Below are 21,324 nucleotides of genomic sequence, written 5' to 3'. Positions count from 1 at the left end.
TTTGCAACTGTTGAGTTCAGGGAATTGATCGATGCCCATTCTGGAAACCCGCAATCTGAACATCCAAATCCCGACGGAAGACGGCATTGTTCAGGCAGCCAGAAATGTTTCTTTTGAAGTAAGACAGGGCGAACTTTTCGGAATTGCCGGCGAATCCGGCTCTGGAAAAAGTGTCTTGACGCAAGCGGTCATGGGCCTGCTGCCTAACGCCGAGATTACCGGCGAAGTCCTGTTTCAGGGCAAGAACCTGCTGACCCTTTCCCAAAAGGAAATGCGCAGCTATCGCGGCGCGCGCATTGGCATGATCTTCCAGGATCCACTGTCCAGCCTGCATCCCTATTACACCATCGGCTCGCAGATCACAGAGATGATCCATGCCCATGAGCGTGTCTCGGCCGACGAGGCAAAAAAGCGGGCCATTGCCATGCTTGAGCGGGTGGGCATCCCCAATGCCGCGAGCCGTTTTAACAGTTATCCTCACCAGTTCTCCGGTGGCATGCGTCAGCGTGTAATGATTGCCATGGCACTGGTACTCAATCCACCGCTGGTCATTGCCGACGAACCAACGACAGCCCTCGATGTTACCGTTCAGGCGCAAATTATCGAACTACTCAATGAGATGCGGCGCGAGCGCGGCACCACCGTCATCATGATCACCCATGATCTCGGCCTGCTTTCCAGTATCGCTGACCATGTCATGGTCATGTATGCGGGCAATCGCATGGAGCTCGCCTCCAGCAACGCGCTTTTCTCCCAGCCAGCCCACCCCTACACCGCCGGTCTGCTGAATTCGTCTCCGGCCAATTACACACCCGGTGCAGAACTGGTGCCGATCCCCGGCCGGCCGCCAAGCCTTATTCACCTGCCAAAAGGCTGCGTGTTTAAGGCCCGCTGTCCGCAGGCGCAGGAAATCTGCGCCAATCCACCACCGCTTCGAATTTTCAATGACGAAACGCAAAGCCTCTGTTGGCTCGAAATACCTGCATCATTGAAAGAAAAGCAGAATACCTTGGCCGTGACCTCACAAGCCGACACGGTCACTGCACCGGCCAAGGTCATAGAAGCGCGCAACGTCAAGCTGAGCTATAATCTCGGCGGCCCATTCGGACCGGGCAATACGCTGGAGGTGCTGAAAGGCATTGATCTCGATCTCTACAAGGGAGAGACGCTGGGCCTGGTCGGAGAATCCGGCTGCGGGAAATCAACACTGGCACGTGTTCTGGCTGGCCTGATACCGGCAACCGACGGCAGCGTTATGGTCGAAGGAAAATCTCTTCAAGCCCTCAGCGGTCGCGAATGGCGTGAGATGCGAAAGCGCATTCAGCTGGTGTTTCAGGATCCGTTCGGCTCCCTCAATCCACGTCGACGCGTCAGCTCCATCATCGGCGACCCCTTTCGCATCCACGGCGTATTTGCGGGAAACCGGCGCAAGCAGGCCGTTCAGACATTAATGGAAAAAGTCGGGCTTAACCCAGAACACTATAACCGTTTTCCATCCGAGTTTTCAGGTGGTCAGCGGCAGCGTATCGGCATTGCCCGCGCCCTTGCACTCAACCCTGAACTTATCATTTTTGACGAACCGGTTTCTGCCCTGGATGTCTCCATTCAGGCACAGGTGCTGAACCTGATGCGGGAACTGCAACAGGAGTTAAATCTGACCTATCTGTTCATTTCCCACGATCTTTCCGTCGTACGACACGTGTGCAACCGCATCGCGGTGATGAACAAAGGGCAGATCGTCGAGCTTGCCGATGCAGAAAGCATCTATTCCAACCCGCAGGATCCCTACACAAAAACGCTGATTGCCGCGTCCATCCACACGCCGAACACGGTTGTTGTGCAAGACAGGCAGTTGATCCGCTCCATTCCGGGAGAGGCTGCATGACCGACACAACACAGACCACATCAGAAACGACGGTTATTCAGCGCGGCCCTTTAGAGCTGACAATGCGTCGCTTTTCCAGAGATCGTGCCAGCGTCATTGCGCTGATTTTTATTCTGGCACTTATCGTCATCGCCATTTGCGCACCGTTGATCGAAAATGCGACAGGCCACTCTCCTATTGAGCAGTACCGGACAACCGGCCTCAGCGAAATGGGCCTGCCGGTCGCCCCGAATGATGAATTTACGCTGGGCACCGACCATCTGGGCCGTGACGTTATGGTCCGTCTCGCATACGGCGCGCGCGTCTCCTTGCTGGTTGGCGTTCTGGCATCGCTGGCTGCCGCCTTCATTGGCCTGACGATTGGCATGATTGCCGGTTATGTCGGCGGGGCAACCGATATGGTTCTGAGCCGCCTGATGGACCTCGTCATGAGCGTGCCTTTCCTGCTTTGCGCTTTGGCTCTCGTTTCGGTGTTCGGACCAAGTCTGGGCCTCAGTGTCGGGGTTATCGTATTCTTCAGCTGGACGACGATGGGCCGCGTCATACGTGCCGAGGTCAATTCGCTTCGTCGTCGTGAATTTGTCGAAGCCAGCCGCTCACTGGGAGCTGGTCCGGTGTCCATCATGCTGCGGGATATTCTGCCAAATCTGAGCGTACCCATCATCGTCTACACCACGATGATGATCCCGAGCGCCATCGTGTTTGAAGCAACTCTTTCCTTCCTTGGGCTGGGTATTGTGCCACCAACGCCGAGCTGGGGCGGCATGCTGGCCGATGCGGCCACCAACTCGATTTATCTTGTGGCGTGGTGGCTGGTGGTGTTCCCGGGCATGGCGCTGCTATTCACGACACTTGCCTTCAACATTCTGGGCGATGGACTGCGTGATGCGCTTGATCCGAAAGCTCGCCCCGTTCGCATGAGCCGGTTTTTGAAAAAAGCCGGAAAGGCAGGAAAGCCATGATCCGTTACCTCTTAAAAAGACTGGGCTTTTCGGCACTGATCCTGTTCACCCTCAGCGGTTTCGTGTTCTTTCTGTTCTTTGTTGCGCCCGGAGATCCTGCCCGCGTCATCGCCGGAGAAAAGGCAACTGAAGCTCAACTGGTCCAGATCCGCACCAATCTCGGGCTGGATCGACCGATCCCAGAGCAATATTTCAAATTCATCAGCAAAGCAGTTCAGGGTGATCTCGGCTTTTCCTATCGAAACCAGCAGCCGGTTACCAAACTTATCGTCAACCGAATTCCAGCCACCGTCTCATTGGTTATCGGCGGTGTGATTTTCTGGCTACTGATTGGGATTCCGATCGGCGTGATGTCCGCCCGACATCCCGGCGGTTTTCGCGACCGTATGGGGCAAGGTTTTATTCTGCTTGGTCTCAGTTTTCCGACTTTCGTTCTGGGTATGCTGTCGCTCTATGTGTTCTATTTTCTGCCCAAGCAGGCGGGGTTCACCCTGTTTCCGGCCGGCGGTTACAAGCCGTTCCTGAGAGATCCAATCATCTGGGCATGGCATCTCTTCCTGCCATGGATGACGCTTGCGCTGGTCACAGCTGCGGTCTATGCCCGCCTCACACGTGGTCATCTTTTGCAGGTCATGGGGGAGGATTACATCCGCACGGCCCGATCAAAGGGACTTTCAGAGCGAACCGTTCTTTTTAAACACGGTCTGCGCAGCACCCTGACCCCGCTGGTAACGCAACTTGGAGCCGACATCGCCTTGCTTCTGGGCGGGGCCATCGTCATCGAGCAGATTTACGGCCTGCAGGGTGTCGGTGCGCTGGCTGTCCAGGCTGTCAACAACCAGGATCGCCCGATCATCATTGGCGTGGTGTTATTGGGTGGCCTTTTCATCGTCGTGACAAATATCGTCGTCGATCTTCTTTACGCTGTTCTGGACCCCAGGGTTCGAAGATAGGAACGGAAAAATAAAATGGCTCTTTCCGAATACGTCATTCCCGGCATGTTCATTCGTGATCACATCGTCACTGTTCCGCTCGACTGGAGCAAACCGGATGGCGAAACGATCGAGGTCTTTGCACGCGAGGTATGTGACCCGACCAAGCGCAACGCTACACTACCGCTGCTTGCGTTTCTGCAGGGCGGCCCCGGCGGCAAATCTCCCCGTCCGGCAAATGGTGGTCCCTCCTGGCTTGCTGAAGCACTGAAAAGCCACCGTGTCATTCTGGTTGATCAACGTGGTACCGGACGAAGCAGCCGCATTGAAAACGCCACCATGGCTCGTTTTGGTGACGACGGCGCACAGGCGGCGGATTATCTTGCCTGCTTCCGCGCGGACAGCATTGTTGCGGATTGCGAGCACATTCGCAAAACCCTGTTTGGAGGAAAAAAATGGGAGACGCTTGGCCAGAGTTATGGTGGCTTCCTGACGCTGACCTATCTATCCAAGGCCCCGGAAGGTCTGTCTGCCTGCTACGTCACTGGCGGTCTGGCTGGCATTGATGCGACAGCAGATGATGTCTACCGCTGCACCTATCCGCGTGTCGCTGCCAAGACGGCACGTTATTACGAGCGCTACGCTGCCGATCGCGCCAAGGTGGGCAAGATTGCCGATTTCATCGCTACAAATGATGTTCGGTTGCCGGATGGCGATCGTCTGTCCGTGCGTCGCTTCCAGACTGTTGGCATCGATTTTGGCATGGCGCCCGGCTTTGAAAACATTCACTGGCTGGTTGATGAAGCTTTTTCGTCCAGCGCAGAGGATCGTCTGTCCGATCATTTTCTGGCATCAGTTATGAACCTGACATCCTATGATGGAAATCCGCTCTTTGCCGTGCTGCAGGAAAGCATCTACGGACAAGGACAAGGTGCCACCAACTGGGCAGCAGAACGCATTCGCGCAGAGTTTGCCGATTTCGAGGAAACAAAACGGCCTTTGCAATTCACCGGCGAGATGATGTTCTCATGGATGTTTGACGAAATTCGTTCTCTCAAACCATTCCGTGTCGGCGCCCGTGCTCTGGCCGAACGCCAGAGCCATAGCCAACTCTACGATACCACACGCCTTGCCAGCAACGAGGTTCCAGTGGCCGCCGCCATCTATTTTGATGACATGTATGTCGACGCGGGCCTGTCGCTGGACACCGCGAAACGCACCGGCAATGTCGAGGCATGGGTTACCAACGAATATGAGCATGACGGTGTACGCCAGTCTTCCAGAGTTTTCCGTCGCCTGCTTGATATGGTCCGGGACAAAGGCGGCCCGCTCTCCTGAATGAAAGAAAATTAGCATGACCTCTTCTGCTGATATCAAAACGCGGCTTGCCGCGCTTCGTGCTGTCTTGGCCTCCAAGGGGCTGGATGGCTTTGTCGTCCCCCGAGCGGATGCCCATCAAAGCGAAGTGGCGGCACCGCGTGACGATTGCCTGGCTTTCATCACTGGCTTCACCGGTTCTGCCGGTCTGGCATTGATCATGGCAGGCAAGGCCCTGATTTTCGTCGATGGACGCTACGATATCCAGGTGCGCCATGAGGTGGATCAGGCATCGTTTGAGGTTCATCACCTTCACAATGCGCCCATTGATCGCTGGATGCGTGGCAATGCGACAAAGGGCATGCAGATCGGCTTTGATCCGATGTTGATCAATGGTGAACTGCACAACAGAATGTCCAACGCCCTGACGGAAGTGGGCGCCGTTCTTACTCCTGTAGCAGACGACATTTTCGACCAGATCTGGAAAGACCGTTCGCTCAAGCCATTGTGCGCTGTTCGCGCGATGCCGGTGAGCGTCGCAGGGGAGACTTCTGACAGCAAAAAACAACGTGTTGCCGCATCAATCACTCAAAGCGGTGCAGACATTGTTGTGGAGACACTGCCAGACAATATTGCATGGCTTTTGAACGTTCGTGGTTCAGACGTGCCTATGAACCCCGTGCCGCACTCCTTCCTGACGCTATCATCCGATGGAACAGCGGAGTGGTTCGTTGATCCGCGCAAACTCGGCAATGATCTATCAACGTTCGAACTTGATAACGTGCAACTGTCGTCGCCCGACGCATTCATAGATCGTCTCTGCGAACTGGCGTCCAGCAAGACCGCCATGATCGATCCGCAGTTTTCTCCTGTTGCTGTGCGTCTTGCGGTCGAAGCCGCTGGCGGCAAGACCGTAAGCAAAACCAGTCCGATGACGATTTTGAAAGCATCCAAAAATGCTGTCGAGTTGGAGGGTTACCGTCGGTGCCATGTAGAGGATGGCGTTGCCGTCACCAATTTCCTCGCCTGGGTGCTGAAAGAAGGACGTGAGCGTGAAGGCACGGCAAATCCGCTGACCGAACTTGAGGCCGAAGCAAAATTGCTGGCATTCAGAGCGGAAGGCGCAGGTTTTCTGGAAGCAAGTTTCCGCTCGATTTCTGCCTCTGGCTCCAATGCCGCAATGTGCCACTATAATTCCGCGGAATACACCAACGCTGCAATCGACAGCCACTCACCCTATCTGATTGATTCCGGAGGCCAATATACAGACGGCACAACAGATGTAACCCGCACATTAATGCTGGGAACGGCGAGTGATGCCGTGCGGCAGACCTACACGGCCGTTTTGAAAGGGTTTCTGTCGCTGCTCATGGCAAAAATGCCGATCGGCACACAGGGCCATCAATTGGACGCCTTTGCCCGCCGTCCTCTATGGGATCTGGGCCTGGATTATGATCACGGCACAGGACACGGTGTAGGGCATAATCTTCTCATTCATGAATACCCGCACCGCTTTGCCAAGATTGCAAATCCCTATGGGCTTGAGCCCGGCAACATCATGACGATCGAACCTGGATATTATGAAGCCGGACAATATGGGCTGCGTATAGAAAACCAGGTCGAAGTGACTGCCGTCTCCTCGAAGTTTTGCGGATTTGCATCCTTGACGTTGGTCCCTATCGATCTGTCGGCCGTCGATATTGCCAAGCTGTCGGACGAGGAAATCGTCTATCTGAACGAATACCATCGGACTGTGAGAGAGGTGCTCTCATCGAGGGTAAAGCAAGAGACGCTTGCGTTCCTGATGGAGCAAACCCAGGCGATTACACGTCCGCAATAAAGACAACAAAATCACGGCAAACTTCGCGAGACCTCCCATTTTTGAGAAGGGAGAGACGTGCCAACCTTTACGGCCGATTAAAGAGTGGAAAAATACAACCTGAAAAAAGGCAGAAAAATGTCAAAAACAAGCACGAAACGAGGCGGCACTCGCCTCGAACATGACTAACCTTCTAAATTTACAAGTATATTCAATTCACTGCCCTATACTAATAGGCAATCAATTGCACCCTCACATTAATTAGACATTAACTATGTGCCCACATAGTGCAACCCGAAGCGGAATATCTCGAGGAAGCTCTCGCGACGTCTCCGTGCTTCTCAACTGATGGCATGACGCCACTCAGAACACCTTCAAAAAATGTCCAATCTTAGCGAAATTCACCGTTTTCACGGACCGTTTTCGTGCGCGCATTTTTCAGTTGAATACGGCAATCGGGGGCCAAACGTGCATATTGTACTGGTAGACGACAGCAGGTCTGCTCTTTTTGCACTTGATATAGCAGTTCGGGAAATTCCCGGCGTGCATGTTACTGCATTTGAAGATCCCGCAAAGGCACTGGAACACTGCCTGAAATCCCCTATCGACCTTTTGATCGTTGACTTCACAATGCCCAAATATACCGGCATTGAGCTTGTGGCTGAACTCAAACGTCAAAACGTCCTGCAACATATCCCCGTCATCATGGTGACATCGGAAACGGAACGCAGCATCCGCATTCAGGCCATTGAGACTGGCGTAACCGACTTCATTGGCAAACCTTTTGACTCGATTGAACTGAAAGCCCGAGTGCGCAACCTTCTGGCGCTGCGCAGAGCACAACGCGACCTTTCCCAGCAGGCCAGCAGGCTTGTCGATGAAGTTGACAAGGCAACCGAAGAGCTTGCCGAACGTGAAGAAGAAATCATCTGGCGATTGGCACGTGCAATCGAGTTTCGCGATGGCGATACTGGTGATCATATTTCCCGTGTCGCCCAAATCAGCAAGCTGATTGCAAAGGATCTCGGGCTCTCCAGTGAACACTGCCGCATGATCTATCTTGCTGCCCCTTTGCACGACGTTGGCAAAATCGGAATCTCAGATAGCGTGTTGCTCAAACCCGGCCGCTTGACGCCGGATGAAATTACAGAGATGCGCAGACACGTCGAAATTGGCGTGCGGATACTGGAAAAAGGAACCTCCGATCTGGTTAGGATTGCCGAGGCGGTTGCCGGTGGCCATCATGAAAAATGGGACGGCACCGGCTATCCAAAGGGCATTACCGGCGAAAACATTCCGATCGAAGCCCGCATCGTCGCAATCGCCGATGTTTTTGAAGCCCTGTGTTCAGAACGACCTTACAAACGCGCTTGGCCCATTGAAGAGGCCCGCGACCACATCATCGCGCAAAGCGGCCTCCATTTCGACCCAGCCTGTGTGACGGCCTTTGAAAACCAATGGTCACGCATCGCCAGCCTCATGGCGCAGGATCTGCCAAAAACGATCGTTGATGTTCCCAGCTTGGAAACACCCGACGAACCGGCTGGCCCGAACCAAACCGTCTCTGAAAAACCCGCACCAATACGAGAAACATCCAATGTCAAGTAACGCAACCGCTGAAACGCTGGTGTTCCCTCCCTCGCTTTCCATCAGGCAGATATCCGGCGCACACGAACTGCTTTTAAAGCAGCTCGAGAAAGAAGACGCCCTGCTTCTGGACATTGCAGACGACGCCGACACTGACCTCAGCTTCATTCAACTGATCGAGGCCTCCCGCCTCTACGCCAAAAAACACGGAAAAACAGTCAGCCTGAAACACCCTGCCAGTGAAAACCTCCAGCAGACACTCCGCAGAAGCGGCTTCCTGTCACGTATGGACAAAGAGTCACGTCAGTTTTGGCTGCATGGAAAGGACATCTAATGAGCGCCAATATTCTTACAGTCGACGACTCTGCCAGCATCCGCATGACCACAAAGATCGCGTTGACCAACGCCGGTTATCAGGTCACCGAAGCGGTTGATGGCCAAGACGGCCTTGCCAAGGCAAAGGGTGCGACGTTCGACCTGATCATCACAGATCTGAACATGCCCAACATGAACGGTCTGGAAATGATCGAGGCATTGCGGCAGTCGCCAGCACATACCGGTATTCCGATCATCTTCCTCACCACTGAGTCCGATGCCGACATGAAGGCACGTGCGAAAGCGGCCGGCGCAACTGGCTGGCTGACAAAACCCTTCGACGCTGAAAACCTCGTCAAGATTGCCAAAAAGGTACTCGGAAAATGACCACGCTTGACCCGATTCAGGTTTTCAGGACGGAAGCGGCTGAGCTGTTCGAACAGATCGAAAGCGGCCTGCTTGATCTGCTTCACGACCTTTCCGATCAAGATCAGATCGACGCCGTGTTTCGCGGCCTGCATACGCTGAAAGGGTCCGGCGCAATGTTCGGGTTTGAGGCACTTGCCGCCTTTACCCATCATTGCGAAACGGCATTTGACCGGGTGCGCAAGGGCGAAGTGCCCGCCACAAGCGAACTCATCGCAGCTGTTCTGGCCGCGCAGGACCACATGCGCGCCCTCGTAGAGAACCCACTCGGTGTTCCAGGCGATATCGGCGACAAATTGCTGGCCAAACTGCATGACGCCGTTGGCGAGGGTAACCGCGGATCGGTAACCCACGTACCAGCCGCAGTCAAAGCGGCACAACCGGCACCAAAGCCGAAAGCGACGACATGGAACGTCAGCTTCCGCCTTCCAATCAACGCCATGGCAAACGGAACCAATCCGCTTGGGCTTTTGGATGAGCTGGATGAACTGGGTGAATGCGAAATCGTCGCGGACCTTTCAAAGGTCCCATCGCTCGATGTTCTCAATCCTAGCGATCTGCATGTTGGTTGGTCGATTACGCTCACGACGGAACAACCAAAGTCTGCCATCGAAGATGTCTTCATCTTCGTCATGGATGACATGGAAATCAATATTCGCCAGATTGAAGATACTGCAGAGGCCGAAGACACGCCCCTCGTAGAAGAGGTCGTGCAGACACCTGCAAAGTCCGCACCGGCAGCAACTCCCTGCTCGAACGACACCAAAAATGCCAAGGCCACCGAAAATGTTCGTGTTCCGGCTGAACGGCTTGACGAGTTGATGGACCGCGTCGGCGAACTGGTTATCGCCCAGTCGCGACTGTCGCAATTGGCAGGTGGCAGTGCTGACATTCTGCTTCGCTCGGTCTCCGAAGATGTGGAGCGGCTTTCCGGCGAACTGCGGGACACCATGATGGTATTGCGCATGGTGCCGATTGCCCAGCTTTTCGGCCGGTTCCGTCGCCTTATCCATGATCTTGCCCGAGAAACTGGCAAGCAGATCGAACTGGTAACCGAAGGCGAAAGCACCGAGGTCGACAAGGGCGTCATTGAGCGTTTGGCAGATCCGCTTGTGCACCTCGTCCGAAATTCCTGTGACCATGGATTGGAAACACCAGAAGAACGAATTGCTGCGGGTAAGCCTGCAATTGGTACCATTACTCTCGTTGCGCGCCAGTCCGGTGGTGATGTCACAATCAGCATTCGCGACGATGGCAGAGGAATTGACCGCGACCGTGTTCGTGCCAAGGCCGAGTCCTCAGGTATTGTCGCAGCGAACGCCGTTCTTGCCGATCAGGAACTCTTGCAACTGATATTCCAGCCTGGTTTCTCGACAGCGGCTCAGGTCACCAACCTCTCGGGCAGAGGTGTCGGAATGGATGTGGTCAAGCGCAGTGTCGAGGCTCTTCGCGGATCGATCAACGTCACCAGTACGGCGGGTATCGGCTCTGAGATATCGCTTGCCATCCCGCTCACCCTCGCCATCATCGATGGGCTGCTCGTACGGGTTGGCACGGGCTGCTACGTCATTCCGTTGTCAGCAGTTGAAGAATGCCTCGAACTTTCTCCCGAAGAAGATCTTCGTTCTCGTGGCCGTTCGTTCATCTCACTGCGCGAAAGTCTCGTACCATTCATCCGGTTACGTGACCTCTTCAGAACAGGAACGCCCCCGGACCAGTTCCAGAAAGTCGTGGTCGTATCGACGGGCGCAGAACGGGTTGGTTTGGTCGTTGACCAGATCATTGGCGATCACCAGACCGTCATCAAAGCGATGTCAAAACTGCATCATGACGTATCTACCTTCTCAGGGGCGACAATTCTCGGGGACGGTAGCGTCGCCCTGATCCTCGACGTCGGCCACCTCGTGGCAGCGGGACAACACCAGGAGGCGCAATTGCGCGCAGCAGGATGAACCAGCACATTACAATTAATGCCGGAACCATTTGGGGGAAGGACGATGATGTGGAGGTCCTGACCTTCAGTCTCGCCGGAGAAACCTTCGCAATTGAAGCGGTCAAGGTTCAGGAAATCCTTGATCTGCTGCCGGAAACCTCCGTCCCTGGAAGCTTGCCATTCGTTGGAAGCGTCATCAATTTTCGTGGCAAAGTCATTCCACTGGCTGACATACGTCTGGCATTCGGAATGGAGGCTGGAGAGAAGACGATCGACAGCCGGATTGTGGTCATTGAACTGCCACTTGGTGACGAACGCACCCTTATCGGGATTCGTACCGATAGGGTCTTTGAGGTCACCACCTTTTCAAAAAGCGCCAGTGAGGCCCCACCCAGCGTCGGAATGCGTTGGCGCGCAGATTACATCGATTGCCTGATCAAGCGGGAAAACCAGTTTGTTATCCTGCCGAACCTGGCGGCAATTTTTTCAAATCACAATTCACAATCGGCGGCTGGACCCTCGCACGGTTGAACTGAGCCAGCAATGGAGAACTAACATGCGTGCTTCGATCAAGTTAAAACTTGGATTGGCCTTCGGATTTATCATCATCATGCTCGTTGCGACCGCGAGCTACGGAATTTTGAGCCTCGGCAATCTCAACAGCACACTGGGAAGTGTTCTGCAGGGACCTGCTCTGCGCCTCAAGCTGGCGCAAAACCTGAACAATGAGCAGCTTCAGCAGCTACGGCAGCAAAAGAACTTGCTCCTCGCACCAGGCACGGCAGAAATGCAGGGCTACATTACGGCCTCTGACAATGCGCGTCGCGCCTTCGATGAAAACTTCAACCAAGTCAACGCTCGTGCAACAGAACAGGGGAAGGCCATCTGGGCAAAGCTTGCTGACTTCACCGCAGAATTCCGCCGGCAGGACGACCGCATTCGCTCATTAATGCTGCAGGGCAATACATCCGCAGCGCTACAGGTCTCCACGAACGAAGCACGCAAAGTCACAAACGAAATTGACGCACTGCTCAGCGAAGTTGTTACGTTGGAAGAAACCCGCCTGGACGAAGCCGAAACGGCTGCCAATGCAACATACATCGACACCAGAACAATCATGATTTCTGTCGCTGCTTTTGCGCTGGTCATCGCGGTTATCGCTGCGTTCTGGATTGCACTTTCGATCAACAAGGGCTTGCGCAATGCGATTCGTGCCGTACAGAGCGTCGCTGAAGGAGACCTCACTGAGTTCGCTGCTATTTCGAGCAAAGACGAAATCGGCGAGATGCTCAGCTACCTGAATGGCATGATTGAAAGACTGCGCGGCGTAGTGGGCGATGCACTCTCAGCGTCCGATAACGTTTCTTCGGGCAGTCAAGAGTTGTCTGCAAGTTCTGAACAGCTCTCGCAGGGTGCTACCGAGCAGGCTTCCTCCGCCGAAGAGGCATCTGCCTCCATGGAGGAGATGGCCGCCAACATCAAGCAGAATGCCGACAACGCCGCACAGACCGAAAAGATTGCCCGTCAGTCTTCTAAAGACGCTGAAGTCAGCGGTGAGGCTGTTGCCCGCGCAGTCAGCGCAATGCGCACGATCGCCGAAAAGATCTCCATCGTTCAAGAAATCGCTCGTCAGACCGACCTGCTCGCACTTAATGCAGCTGTTGAGGCTGCCCGCGCGGGTGAACATGGCAAAGGCTTTGCGGTTGTGGCTTCTGAAGTGCGCAAGCTGGCTGAACGCAGCCAGGCAGCAGCATCCGAGATCAGCTCTCTGTCCGGCGAAACTGTACAGGTAGCCACAGAAGCGGGCGAAATGCTGAACCGTCTGGTGCCGGATATCCGCAAGACTGCTGAACTGGTTGCTGAAATCTCCGCAGCATGCCGCGAGCAGGATATCGGTGCATCGCAGATCAATGAAGCGATCCAGCAACTCGACAAGGTAACGCAGCAGAACTCTGGTGCATCCGAAGAAATGTCGGCAACCTCAGAAGAGCTTGCTGCACAGGCAGAAGAACTGCAGAGCAGTATCGCATTCTTCAAAGTCGATCGCGCTGTTACATCGCAATCCGCACCAGCACGCAGGCCCGTCGAAAAGCCACAACCAGCTGCACGTCAGGTGGCCAAGCCCTCGTCGTTCAAGCCGGCTTCAAGTGGTTCGGTCAAGGCACAACAGGCCCGTGCAAAGGGTTTCGCGCTCGACATGTCGATGGGTGGCCCGGATGCACACGACGCTGACTTCAGGGAAAGTGCCTGAAACACACAATTATGATGCCGGTTAATCCGGCATCAGACCACCGTGTGTATGCGGTGGTGCAAAAGGGTCGCACGGACCCGCAGACAGGTGGATGTATCGCCCCACTGCATTCTTCAAGCTTTTCTTCCGTGAAACATGAAGAGCCAACATCGTACATTACCGTCATCGGGGACATACATGCGTCTGACTATCAAACTGAAACTGGCAATGGCCTTTGGTCTTGTCATCACATTGCTCGCCATCACCGCTGGCTACGGTATTTACAGCCTGGCCAATCTCAATCAGGCCGTCACGGACATCATCGCAGGCCCGGCGCACCGTCTCGAAAGCGCGCAGAACCTTAGCAACATTCAGCTTCGGATCACCCGCTCTCAGATGAACATGGCGACGGCAACCAATAGTGCGGATGTTGCAAAATACATCGAAGCTAGCACCACAAACCGTCAGCGCTTTGATGAACAGGTCAATGAACTCGAGCAGGCATCCACAACCGAAGACGGCAAGCGTGGTTGGAGAGAAGTTCGTGCTGCGAGTGCTCGCCTCTTCGCGATTGACGATCAGATCCGGGAATTTGCACGCGTCAACAACGCGACAGAGGCAGTCCGTCTTGCCACTGGCCAGGGACGGCTTATCGTGGATGAAATCGAGGCTTTGATCACAGCCCGTGTCGAGGCGAACAAGGCCTCAATGGTCCAGGCAGACCAGGACACAAATGAGCAGTACACGGCCACTCGCGACTATATCATAGGACTGACGGTCATTGCACTTGTGCTCGCGATTAGTGCAGCGTTGTGGATTGCTCTTGGCATCAACCGAGGCTTGAAAAAAATCATGGTTGTCGCTGAAGCTGTTGCGCTTGGCGATCTCAATCAGGATGTCGACATCAAGACGAATGATGAAATCAAGGATCTCGTTAACCGCATCAATGTGATGACGGGCAACCTGCGCAACACCGCTTCTATCGCCGACCAGATTGCCGACGGTGATCTGACTGTGACGCCAACACCGCTGTCCGACAAGGACACGCTCGGATTGGCACTGGAACGTATGGTTGAGCGTCTTCGCGGCGTTGTTGCAGATGCACTGTCTGCCTCAGACAATGTCTCTTCCGGTAGCCAGGAATTGTCTGCAAGCTCTGAGCAGCTTTCTCAGGGTGCAACCGAACAGGCATCATCCGCCGAAGAAGCCTCTGCTTCAATGGAAGAGATGGCTGCCAATATCAAACAAAACGCCGACAACGCAGCGCAGACAGAAAAGATTGCTCGCCAGTCCTCTAAGGATGCCGAAGCAAGCGGCGAGGCTGTGGGTCGTGCGGTCAGTGCAATGCGTACCATCGCCGAAAAAATCTCGATCGTTCAGGAGATCGCACGTCAGACAGACCTTCTCGCTCTCAATGCCGCTGTAGAAGCAGCCCGTGCGGGTGAACATGGCAAGGGTTTTGCGGTCGTCGCTTCCGAAGTCCGCAAGCTCGCCGAACGCAGCCAGGCAGCTGCATCGGAAATCAGCTCACTCTCCGGTGAGACCGTTCAGGTCGCGACGGAAGCGGGCGAAATGCTCAACCGTCTCGTACCTGACATTCGCAAGACAGCTGAACTTGTTTCCGAAATTTCGGCCGCTTGCCGCGAACAGGATATCGGTGCGAGCCAGATCAACGAAGCGATTCAGCAGCTGGACAAGGTCACGCAGCAGAACTCCGGTGCCTCCGAAGAAATGTCTGCAACATCCGAAGAGCTTGCCGCACAGGCAGAAGAGCTGCAGAGCAGCATTGCTTTCTTCCGCGTTGATCGTACCGTGGTTCCGCAAGCCGCTGCGGTTCGCAAACCCGCCGCAAAGCCTGTAATTGCTGCACGACCTGTCGCCAAGGCACCAGCATCGAGATCCGCAACAGCGAACTCGGTCGCATCTCAGCAAGCTCGGGCAAAAGGCTTCGCGCTCGACATGTCCATGGGCGGACCGGACGCAGGCGATGCAGATTTTAGAGAAAGTGCCTGATCTATGACCAATGTATCCTCCGAAGGTCAGTTTGTTACATTCAGCCTGGGTGACGAAGTCTTTGCGGTACCTGTTGAGGTGGTTCGTGAAATCCTCGATCATGAGGATGCATTCAAGATCCCACACGGACCGGATTATCTTCTTGGCTTGCGCGATGTGCGTGGACAAGGCGTTCCGGTCATTGACCTCAGACTTCGCTTAGGCATGAGCGGGACGGTCAAGACACCCCACACCAGGATGTTAGTTCTCGATATTCCAATGACCGAGCGCGTACTTGCGCTCGGCTTGGTGGCCGACAAGGTGTTTGAGGTCACGCCTTTCAGGGGTGACCAGATCGAAACAGCGCCTGACATTGGGGTAAACTGGAGTTCGGACTACATAGCCGGGGTGGTGAGGCGTGAAAGTGACTTCGTGGTCATCATAGACCTCGCACGCCTTTTCTCCGATGCCGCTGGCGTGCTTTCGCGCCCATCCAGCCGCTCTGGCCAAGCCGCATAAAGGAGCTTTTGTCTTGAATGCGACTGCAAGAAACACCTTTGATGACAGCCTTAGCCAACGAGACTTTCGTCAACTCGCGGCTTACATCTATGATTATTGCGGCATCAAGATGCCCGATACAAAACGATCAATGCTGGAAGGTCGCCTTCGCAAGAGATTGCGGGCGACAGGCTGTGGGACATTCAGCGCCTACTGTAACTATCTGTTTCGAGAAGGTGGCATGGATGCAGAGTCCATTCACCTGATCGATGTCGTTACGACCAACAAGACAGACTTTTTCCGTGAACCGAACCATTTCGAGTATATGGAACAGGTCGCTCTTCCGACACTTGCGAGAGATGGTCATCGTCGTATTCGCACCTGGAGCTCGGCATGCTCAACAGGTGCCGAACCCTACACTATGGCCATGGTACTGGCAGAAGCTGTCGAGAGAAATGTGATCCAGGACTACAGTATCCTGGCAACGGACCTTTCAACGGATGTCCTGAAAAAAGCGCATTGCGGTGTATACGCACGTGATCTGCTAGAGCCTGTTCCTGCTCCACTCGCAAAAAAATACGTCATGCAACCGGTAGACAAACACAGGAATGACGTCCGCATCTCTCCTGCACTGAGGTCAAAAGTAGGGTTTGCCCGTCTTAATCTGATGGATGCTAAGTACCAGATCGGCGAACCTGTTCAGATGATTTTCTGCCGGAATGTCCTCATTTATTTTGACAAGAAAACGCAGGTGCACGTGTTGTCGCGCCTTTGTGAAAACCTTGTCTCAGGTGGATATTTGTTTATCGGTCATTCTGAAACCGTCACGGGGATCGATCTTCCGATACGACAAGTTGCCAACACCGTGTTCAAGAAGAACTAACCAGCGTTATGTCCAAGAAGATCCGCGTCCTCATCGTTGACGATTCTGCGAGTGTCCGACAGACGCTCACAGCGGTCCTGCAGTCCGACCCGCAGATCGAAGTGATCGGCGCAGCCGCCGATCCCTTCATCGCCGCCAAGCGAATACAAGAAGAGATCCCCGACGTCATCACACTTGACGTCGAGATGCCGCGTATGGACGGGATCACCTTTCTCCGCAAATTGATGTCACAACATCCGATCCCAGTGGTGATGTGTTCCTCATTGACGGAATCCGGCTCGGAAACCCTGCTGCAGGCTCTCGAGGCCGGCGCTGTCGATATTATCCTCAAGCCCAAAATTGGCGCAGCGGACCATCTTGCAGAGTCTGCCATGAGGATATGCGAAGTCGTGAAGAGTGCTGCACAGGCAAGGCTAGGACGTCGTAAGATTACGTCCGCCCGCCAGTCGGAACTCAGTGGGCCAACTGCCAAGCTAACGGCTGATGCAGTCCTACCGCCCCCCTCGGGCAAGGCGATGGCTCGCACCACGGAAATGGTCGTCTGCGTGGGTGCATCGACCGGTGGCACAGAAGCACTGCGCGAAATGCTGGAGAAACTTCCTGCCAATGCCCCAGGCATCGTCATTGTCCAGCATATGCCGGAAAAATTCACCGCAGCTTTTGCCAAACGTCTCAACAGCCTGTGCGAGATGGAAATCAAAGAAGCGGCCGACGGTGACCCTGTCTTGCGGGGTCACGTGCTGATTGCGCCCGGTGACAAACACATGTTGCTGGAGCGCCAGGGCGCCCGTTATCATGTGTCCGTGCGCACCGGACCGTTGGTGTCACGTCACCGCCCGTCTGTTGACGTGCTTTTCCGTTCGGCAGCGCGCGCCGCCGGCGCCAATGCCATGGGTGTCATCATGACCGGCATGGGTGACGACGGCGCACGTGGCATGCTGGAAATGCATCAGGCTGGTGCTTTTACCGTCTCTCAGGATGAAGCAAGTTCTGTCGTTTTCGGCATGCCGAAAGAAGCAATCGCCCATGGCGGTGTCGACAAGATCCTGCCACTCGACCGCATAGCCGCAGAGATATTGGCTGAAGATCGCCGGCGATAATCAGATTTCCGGCGGCTGTTTTACTGTTCATTAACCATGTTGGCGAATGATGGACGAACCACCATGCGACCCGGTGCGTCCTGTGAGGCATGAACGTCTCTGTCAAAATTTCGGATCTGCGGCCATGTCAGTCATCACGTTTGCAAACACCAAGGGCGGCGCGGGCAAAACAACCGCAGTCCTGTTGCTGGCGACTGAACTTGCCCGTCGGGGCCTGCGCGTATGTGTGATTGATACCGATCCACAGCGCTGGATCTCACGGTGGCGCGATGCCGCTGATTACCGGGTCAGCTTTACAGTCATCACCTATGTCACCGCATCCAACTTGCAGCAGCATGTGCTGGACAGCCGCAAGGCCTTCGATCACGTCATCATCGACCTGCCAGGCGCACAATCACCTTTGCTGGCCACAGCAATCGGTCTGTCAGATCACGTCATGATCCCCGTGCAGGGAAGCACGATGGACGCGCAAGGTGGTGCCCAGGTGCTGGAACTGTTGCGTTATCTCTATGAGAAGGCCAATATCAGCATTCCGCACTCTGTTGTGCTGACGCGCGTCAATTCACTGGTCACCACACGCGCCTTGCAGGCTGCACGTCAACTGCTGGCCTCGCGTAATGTACATGTTCTGGATACACCGATCATTGAACGCTCTGCATTCCGCGACATGTTCGAATTTAACGGTTATCTGCACATGATGAACCCGGCGCAGGTGAGCAACCTGGACAAGGCCATTCACAACGCCGGATGTTTTGCAGACGAAATTCTGCGTCTGCTTCCGGCCTCAACAGCCAAGCGCAAGTCGGACATGATGCGCGCTGCCTGAACAAGTTCAGGCAGCATCACCGGCTTAAAACAAAGCGTCAGCGAACAGATCGTCATCGTGGTCTACGGATGACGAGGTGACCTTCTCCTTGGCGGGAGCCAGCTCAACCGGGAAATACTGGGTGTGAATGTCACGTTCTTGCGCCATGGTGTAAAGTTTGTAAATCCGGTTCGAGAAGGGCTGGATTTTTTCACCGATTGACGCGACATCAATCGAACCACCGTTCAGGACGCTGGCGGATAGTCCGCAGCACTCATCCAGGACGTTGCCAAGCTCGTTTTCAAAATCGAGTTTCACGACCGCCGAGCTGATACGGCTGAACACGGCCTGACCTTCGCGCGCCAGATCCTCCATGCCAGCTTCCATTTCAGTTTTGGCACCGGTGACGGCAGCAAGTGCGTCGCGCAGAGGCTGGCTGAGGTCATTGGAAGCATTGGCTTCATGGAGACCAAGTTTGCCGATTGCCGTTTCGATCTGCTGCAGGTCGGACACGATCGCATCTGCAGGACTTTCCAGCTTCTCAGCGAATACCCGCAATTCAGCGCTCACTACATTCACGGAACGTCCTTCATCACCCAGTTTGGAGCAACGAAGGTTGGAGTTCAAAGCCATGTAGTGAATTTCTGTCTTGATGGAACGCAGTACCCCCATGCCTCGGAGCAGGTCGTCCGCAGTCTGAGTGACCGTACTCACAACAGCATCGGCATCCGTACTGCTACCCTGCACACGTTCTGCCAGCTGACAAGCCTTGGAGATATCACGCTCCATAAGCTGCAAGGCACCGCCGCCGCCCTGGCGCGTGTTCTCGACGAGGTTATCGCGCAGGGACAGAATACGTGCAGCGTCATCGGCGAAGCTGGAAATACCTGCGAAAATCTTGCGGCAGTCGCGCTGCAGATCTGTCGTGGTTTCCTCCAACTGTGCATTCACGAGAACCGCAACAGCTTCTTTCAACGTATCGGCTTCATCCTGAGAGAGCTCCCTGCCCTCATCAGAATTCATGTATTCATCCAGCATCTGCATGGTCGACTGAACATGCTCGATGCGCTGGCGTGTGATGTCGCCGATCTGCAAAGATGAAAGTGCCGAGGCAATCTTGCCCTGAACGCCCTGCGCGATGGATTTGACCTGCGCAGCCATCTGCTTCATTTCGCGATGCTGTTCGCCCACCAGCGCTGAATTGCGCTTCAAGCCTTCAATGATTTCTGGGATGGTTGCCTGAAAATCCTTCAGGATCGTTGCCGAGAAATTGCGCGCCTTGCCAAGCTGCTGGCGCATGGTTTCAAGATAGGTACCAAACTTGCCGACTTCATCAGCACCAAACTGAATGCGCTCACGGATTTCGTCAGCAAAGGAAGAAAATTCGGCAATACCCGCGCCGGTAATCTTCACCGTGATGGCAAATGTCTTGAGATAGCGGATTGTCTCTCTGATATCATCGAGATGATTGTCCGTCGACTTGCAGAATTCCGCCATGGCTTCAAACGCCACCTGCCGTTGCTGCTCAGTATCAGGCAGACGGGCAAGATCTTCAATCGTCTTGCGCATGCCGGCAATCGCCGCATCGGCAGTGCCGCCATCCATCGTACCGGCCATGCGGTCGAGAATTGCAATCAGATCACTCAGAATTTCCATGACGGAAACCAGAACCGCGCCGCCATCCAGAAAGGTCTTTTCGATGCGAGCATGCGCAACCGACAAGCCTGTCGTCAAATCTGCCCGATGATCAATTATATTGGTTGTGAGTTTACGTTGTGCGTTCACTATTCTTTTCCCAACCGCCCTGTTTGAAGGCAAGCTAGGTGGAATATGGAAATGACAGGTAAATTCGGGCGCCTGTTCTAAAACAGAACAATTTGAAGGTTAATGAACTGCGTCACATATCACTAAAATTGCAATGGATCTGTCACAGTATCGCTTATGCATTATGTCTGAGGTCGATTGCACCGCCGAATTCCCAAAACAATCGAGTTAGTTGATGCTTACTTCGCCGGATGATGGAATATCGCTACAATTTGTCTCGCGATATCCTCAGGTGACAGCCTACCTGCCCGATACCAGCCAGCCACCTTATTCAGCAGCGTCAACAACAACAGGCGATAAACGCTTCGATCAAGTACTGGATCAAGCGGCAGCGCGTTGACAAGATCTGTAAACAGCGCCTCAAAGGCGTCACGCTTCAGGATCAGTTTTTCACGGACGGGAGGTGGCACTGACTGAAAATCATTCATCAGGGGCAGGGTCAGCGAGTTCGGATCAAGCTGGATATCCAGCATGGTGACACATGCGACTTCCAGCCGCCTCCAGGGGTCTTCAACGCCTTCGATGGCGGCGCGAATACGGTCCTCACCCATTTGCAAGGCCATATCATGGACTTTGACAAACAGGGCTTCCTTGGACTTGATGTAATGGTAAAGCGACCCGCCGAGCAGCCCGACCTTTTCGCCGATGTCACGGATCGACGTCGCCGCAAATCCACGCTCGGCAAACAGCGCACCTGCTGCTTCTAGCACCTCGAGATGGCGGTCGGTGAGTTTTGCGCTGCTTTGCACAACGCCGTGATCACTCTCATTTTCCCCTCTACGCAAAACCTTGTTTCGGGCTGCCATCTAAACTCTT

At 54.5% G+C, this 21,324-nt stretch carries 18 protein-coding genes; 16 read left to right on the top strand and 2 right to left on the bottom strand.

Going from position 1 to position 21,324, the window contains the following annotated elements; translation table 11 throughout:
• The first annotated feature begins 31 nt into the window (after window positions 1–31).
• The 16 genes from M2418_RS12165 to M2418_RS12090 all read left to right on the top strand — a co-directional run bounded on the left by M2418_RS12165 (window position 32) and on the right by M2418_RS12090 (window position 18,705).
• Entirely contained in the window at window positions 32–1,885 is a 1,854-nt protein-coding gene (locus tag M2418_RS12165) for an ABC transporter ATP-binding protein (RefSeq protein WP_259146801.1), read from the top strand.
• Window positions 1,882–2,847, top strand: coding sequence for an ABC transporter permease (locus tag M2418_RS12160; RefSeq protein ID WP_259146800.1), 966 nt, complete (start codon window positions 1,882–1,884; stop codon window positions 2,845–2,847). The genes M2418_RS12165 and M2418_RS12160 overlap by 4 nt, the downstream gene beginning before the upstream one ends.
• Window positions 2,844–3,800, top strand: a complete 957-nt coding sequence (locus M2418_RS12155; RefSeq protein WP_192489253.1) for an ABC transporter permease — start codon at window positions 2,844–2,846, stop codon at window positions 3,798–3,800. Before M2418_RS12160 ends, M2418_RS12155 begins: the two co-directional genes overlap by 4 nt.
• 15 nt (window positions 3,801–3,815) lie before the next feature.
• Window positions 3,816–5,117 carry an alpha/beta hydrolase gene (locus M2418_RS12150; RefSeq protein ID WP_259146798.1) on the top strand — a complete coding sequence of 434 codons (1,302 nt, stop codon included), beginning with the start codon at window positions 3,816–3,818 and terminating at the stop codon, window positions 5,115–5,117.
• A gap of 16 nt (window positions 5,118–5,133) precedes the next feature.
• Complete coding sequence (locus M2418_RS12145; protein ID WP_259146796.1) at window positions 5,134–6,936, top strand: aminopeptidase P family protein; 1,803 nt, start codon at window positions 5,134–5,136, stop codon at window positions 6,934–6,936.
• A gap of 447 nt (window positions 6,937–7,383) precedes the next feature.
• Window positions 7,384–8,523, top strand: coding sequence for an HD domain-containing phosphohydrolase (locus M2418_RS12140; protein ID WP_259146794.1), 1,140 nt, complete (start codon window positions 7,384–7,386; stop codon window positions 8,521–8,523).
• The gene (locus tag M2418_RS12135; RefSeq protein WP_250985203.1) at window positions 8,513–8,836 is read left to right on the top strand and encodes a hypothetical protein; all 324 of its coding nucleotides are present in this window, start codon (window positions 8,513–8,515) and stop codon (window positions 8,834–8,836) included. The genes M2418_RS12140 and M2418_RS12135 overlap by 11 nt, the downstream gene beginning before the upstream one ends.
• Complete coding sequence (locus M2418_RS12130; protein ID WP_250985202.1) at window positions 8,836–9,204, top strand: response regulator; 369 nt, start codon at window positions 8,836–8,838, stop codon at window positions 9,202–9,204. Before M2418_RS12135 ends, M2418_RS12130 begins: the two co-directional genes overlap by 1 nt.
• Window positions 9,201–11,195, top strand: coding sequence for a chemotaxis protein CheA (locus tag M2418_RS12125; RefSeq protein ID WP_259146791.1), 1,995 nt, complete (start codon window positions 9,201–9,203; stop codon window positions 11,193–11,195). Before M2418_RS12130 ends, M2418_RS12125 begins: the two co-directional genes overlap by 4 nt.
• Window positions 11,192–11,707: a chemotaxis protein CheW gene (locus tag M2418_RS12120; protein WP_259146790.1), complete on the top strand. Its 516-nt coding sequence runs from the start codon at window positions 11,192–11,194 to the stop codon at window positions 11,705–11,707. The genes M2418_RS12125 and M2418_RS12120 overlap by 4 nt, the downstream gene beginning before the upstream one ends.
• Window positions 11,708–11,732: 25 nt before the next feature.
• Window positions 11,733–13,427 (top strand): methyl-accepting chemotaxis protein, encoded by a 1,695-nt coding sequence (locus M2418_RS12115; protein WP_259146788.1) that lies wholly within the window; start codon window positions 11,733–11,735, stop codon window positions 13,425–13,427.
• Between the two features lie 177 nt (window positions 13,428–13,604).
• Entirely contained in the window at window positions 13,605–15,419 is a 1,815-nt protein-coding gene (locus tag M2418_RS12110) for a methyl-accepting chemotaxis protein (RefSeq protein ID WP_259146785.1), read from the top strand.
• Between the two features lie 3 nt (window positions 15,420–15,422).
• A complete protein-coding gene (locus M2418_RS12105) occupies window positions 15,423–15,917 on the top strand; it encodes a chemotaxis protein CheW (RefSeq protein ID WP_192489263.1) in 495 nt (164 codons plus the stop codon).
• Between the two features lie 13 nt (window positions 15,918–15,930).
• Window positions 15,931–16,779, top strand: coding sequence for a protein-glutamate O-methyltransferase CheR (locus tag M2418_RS12100; RefSeq protein WP_259146782.1), 849 nt, complete (start codon window positions 15,931–15,933; stop codon window positions 16,777–16,779).
• Between the two features lie 8 nt (window positions 16,780–16,787).
• Complete coding sequence (locus M2418_RS12095; protein ID WP_259146780.1) at window positions 16,788–17,879, top strand: chemotaxis response regulator protein-glutamate methylesterase; 1,092 nt, start codon at window positions 16,788–16,790, stop codon at window positions 17,877–17,879.
• Between the two features lie 124 nt (window positions 17,880–18,003).
• A complete protein-coding gene (locus M2418_RS12090) occupies window positions 18,004–18,705 on the top strand; it encodes a ParA family protein (protein WP_250985195.1) in 702 nt (233 codons plus the stop codon).
• Between the two features lie 24 nt (window positions 18,706–18,729).
• Here the strand turns inward: M2418_RS12090 and M2418_RS12085 are convergent, their stop codons facing one another.
• Window positions 18,730–20,469: a chemotaxis protein gene (locus M2418_RS12085; protein WP_259146778.1), complete on the bottom strand. Its 1,740-nt coding sequence runs from the start codon at window positions 20,467–20,469 to the stop codon at window positions 18,730–18,732.
• Between the two features lie 218 nt (window positions 20,470–20,687).
• Window positions 20,688–21,314, bottom strand: coding sequence for a TetR/AcrR family transcriptional regulator (locus tag M2418_RS12080; RefSeq protein WP_259146777.1), 627 nt, complete (start codon window positions 21,312–21,314; stop codon window positions 20,688–20,690).
• Window positions 21,315–21,324 lie beyond the last annotated feature (10 nt).

Origin of the sequence: Rhizobium sp. BIGb0125 (assembly GCF_024810055.1) — a bacterium.
Lineage (GTDB): Bacteria > Pseudomonadota > Alphaproteobacteria > Rhizobiales > Rhizobiaceae > Agrobacterium.
Note: the sequence above shows the minus strand (reverse complement) of the source record. Positions and strands in the feature narration are given on the sequence as shown.

Coding starts and splice junctions, on each gene's coding strand:
- M2418_RS12165 (WP_259146801.1), top strand. CDS start 32: ATGCCCATTCTGGAAACCCGCAATCTGAACATCCAAATCCCGACGGAA.
- M2418_RS12160 (WP_259146800.1), top strand. CDS start 1,882: ATGACCGACACAACACAGACCACATCAGAAACGACGGTTATTCAGCGC.
- M2418_RS12155 (WP_192489253.1), top strand. CDS start 2,844: ATGATCCGTTACCTCTTAAAAAGACTGGGCTTTTCGGCACTGATCCTG.
- M2418_RS12150 (WP_259146798.1), top strand. CDS start 3,816: ATGGCTCTTTCCGAATACGTCATTCCCGGCATGTTCATTCGTGATCAC.
- M2418_RS12145 (WP_259146796.1), top strand. CDS start 5,134: ATGACCTCTTCTGCTGATATCAAAACGCGGCTTGCCGCGCTTCGTGCT.
- M2418_RS12135 (WP_250985203.1), top strand. CDS start 8,513: ATGTCAAGTAACGCAACCGCTGAAACGCTGGTGTTCCCTCCCTCGCTT.
- M2418_RS12130 (WP_250985202.1), top strand. CDS start 8,836: ATGAGCGCCAATATTCTTACAGTCGACGACTCTGCCAGCATCCGCATG.
- M2418_RS12125 (WP_259146791.1), top strand. CDS start 9,201: ATGACCACGCTTGACCCGATTCAGGTTTTCAGGACGGAAGCGGCTGAG.
- M2418_RS12120 (WP_259146790.1), top strand. CDS start 11,192: ATGAACCAGCACATTACAATTAATGCCGGAACCATTTGGGGGAAGGAC.
- M2418_RS12115 (WP_259146788.1), top strand. CDS start 11,733: ATGCGTGCTTCGATCAAGTTAAAACTTGGATTGGCCTTCGGATTTATC.
- M2418_RS12110 (WP_259146785.1), top strand. CDS start 13,605: ATGCGTCTGACTATCAAACTGAAACTGGCAATGGCCTTTGGTCTTGTC.
- M2418_RS12105 (WP_192489263.1), top strand. CDS start 15,423: ATGACCAATGTATCCTCCGAAGGTCAGTTTGTTACATTCAGCCTGGGT.
- M2418_RS12095 (WP_259146780.1), top strand. CDS start 16,788: ATGTCCAAGAAGATCCGCGTCCTCATCGTTGACGATTCTGCGAGTGTC.
- M2418_RS12090 (WP_250985195.1), top strand. CDS start 18,004: ATGTCAGTCATCACGTTTGCAAACACCAAGGGCGGCGCGGGCAAAACA.
- M2418_RS12080 (WP_259146777.1), bottom strand. CDS start 21,314: ATGGCAGCCCGAAACAAGGTTTTGCGTAGAGGGGAAAATGAGAGTGAT.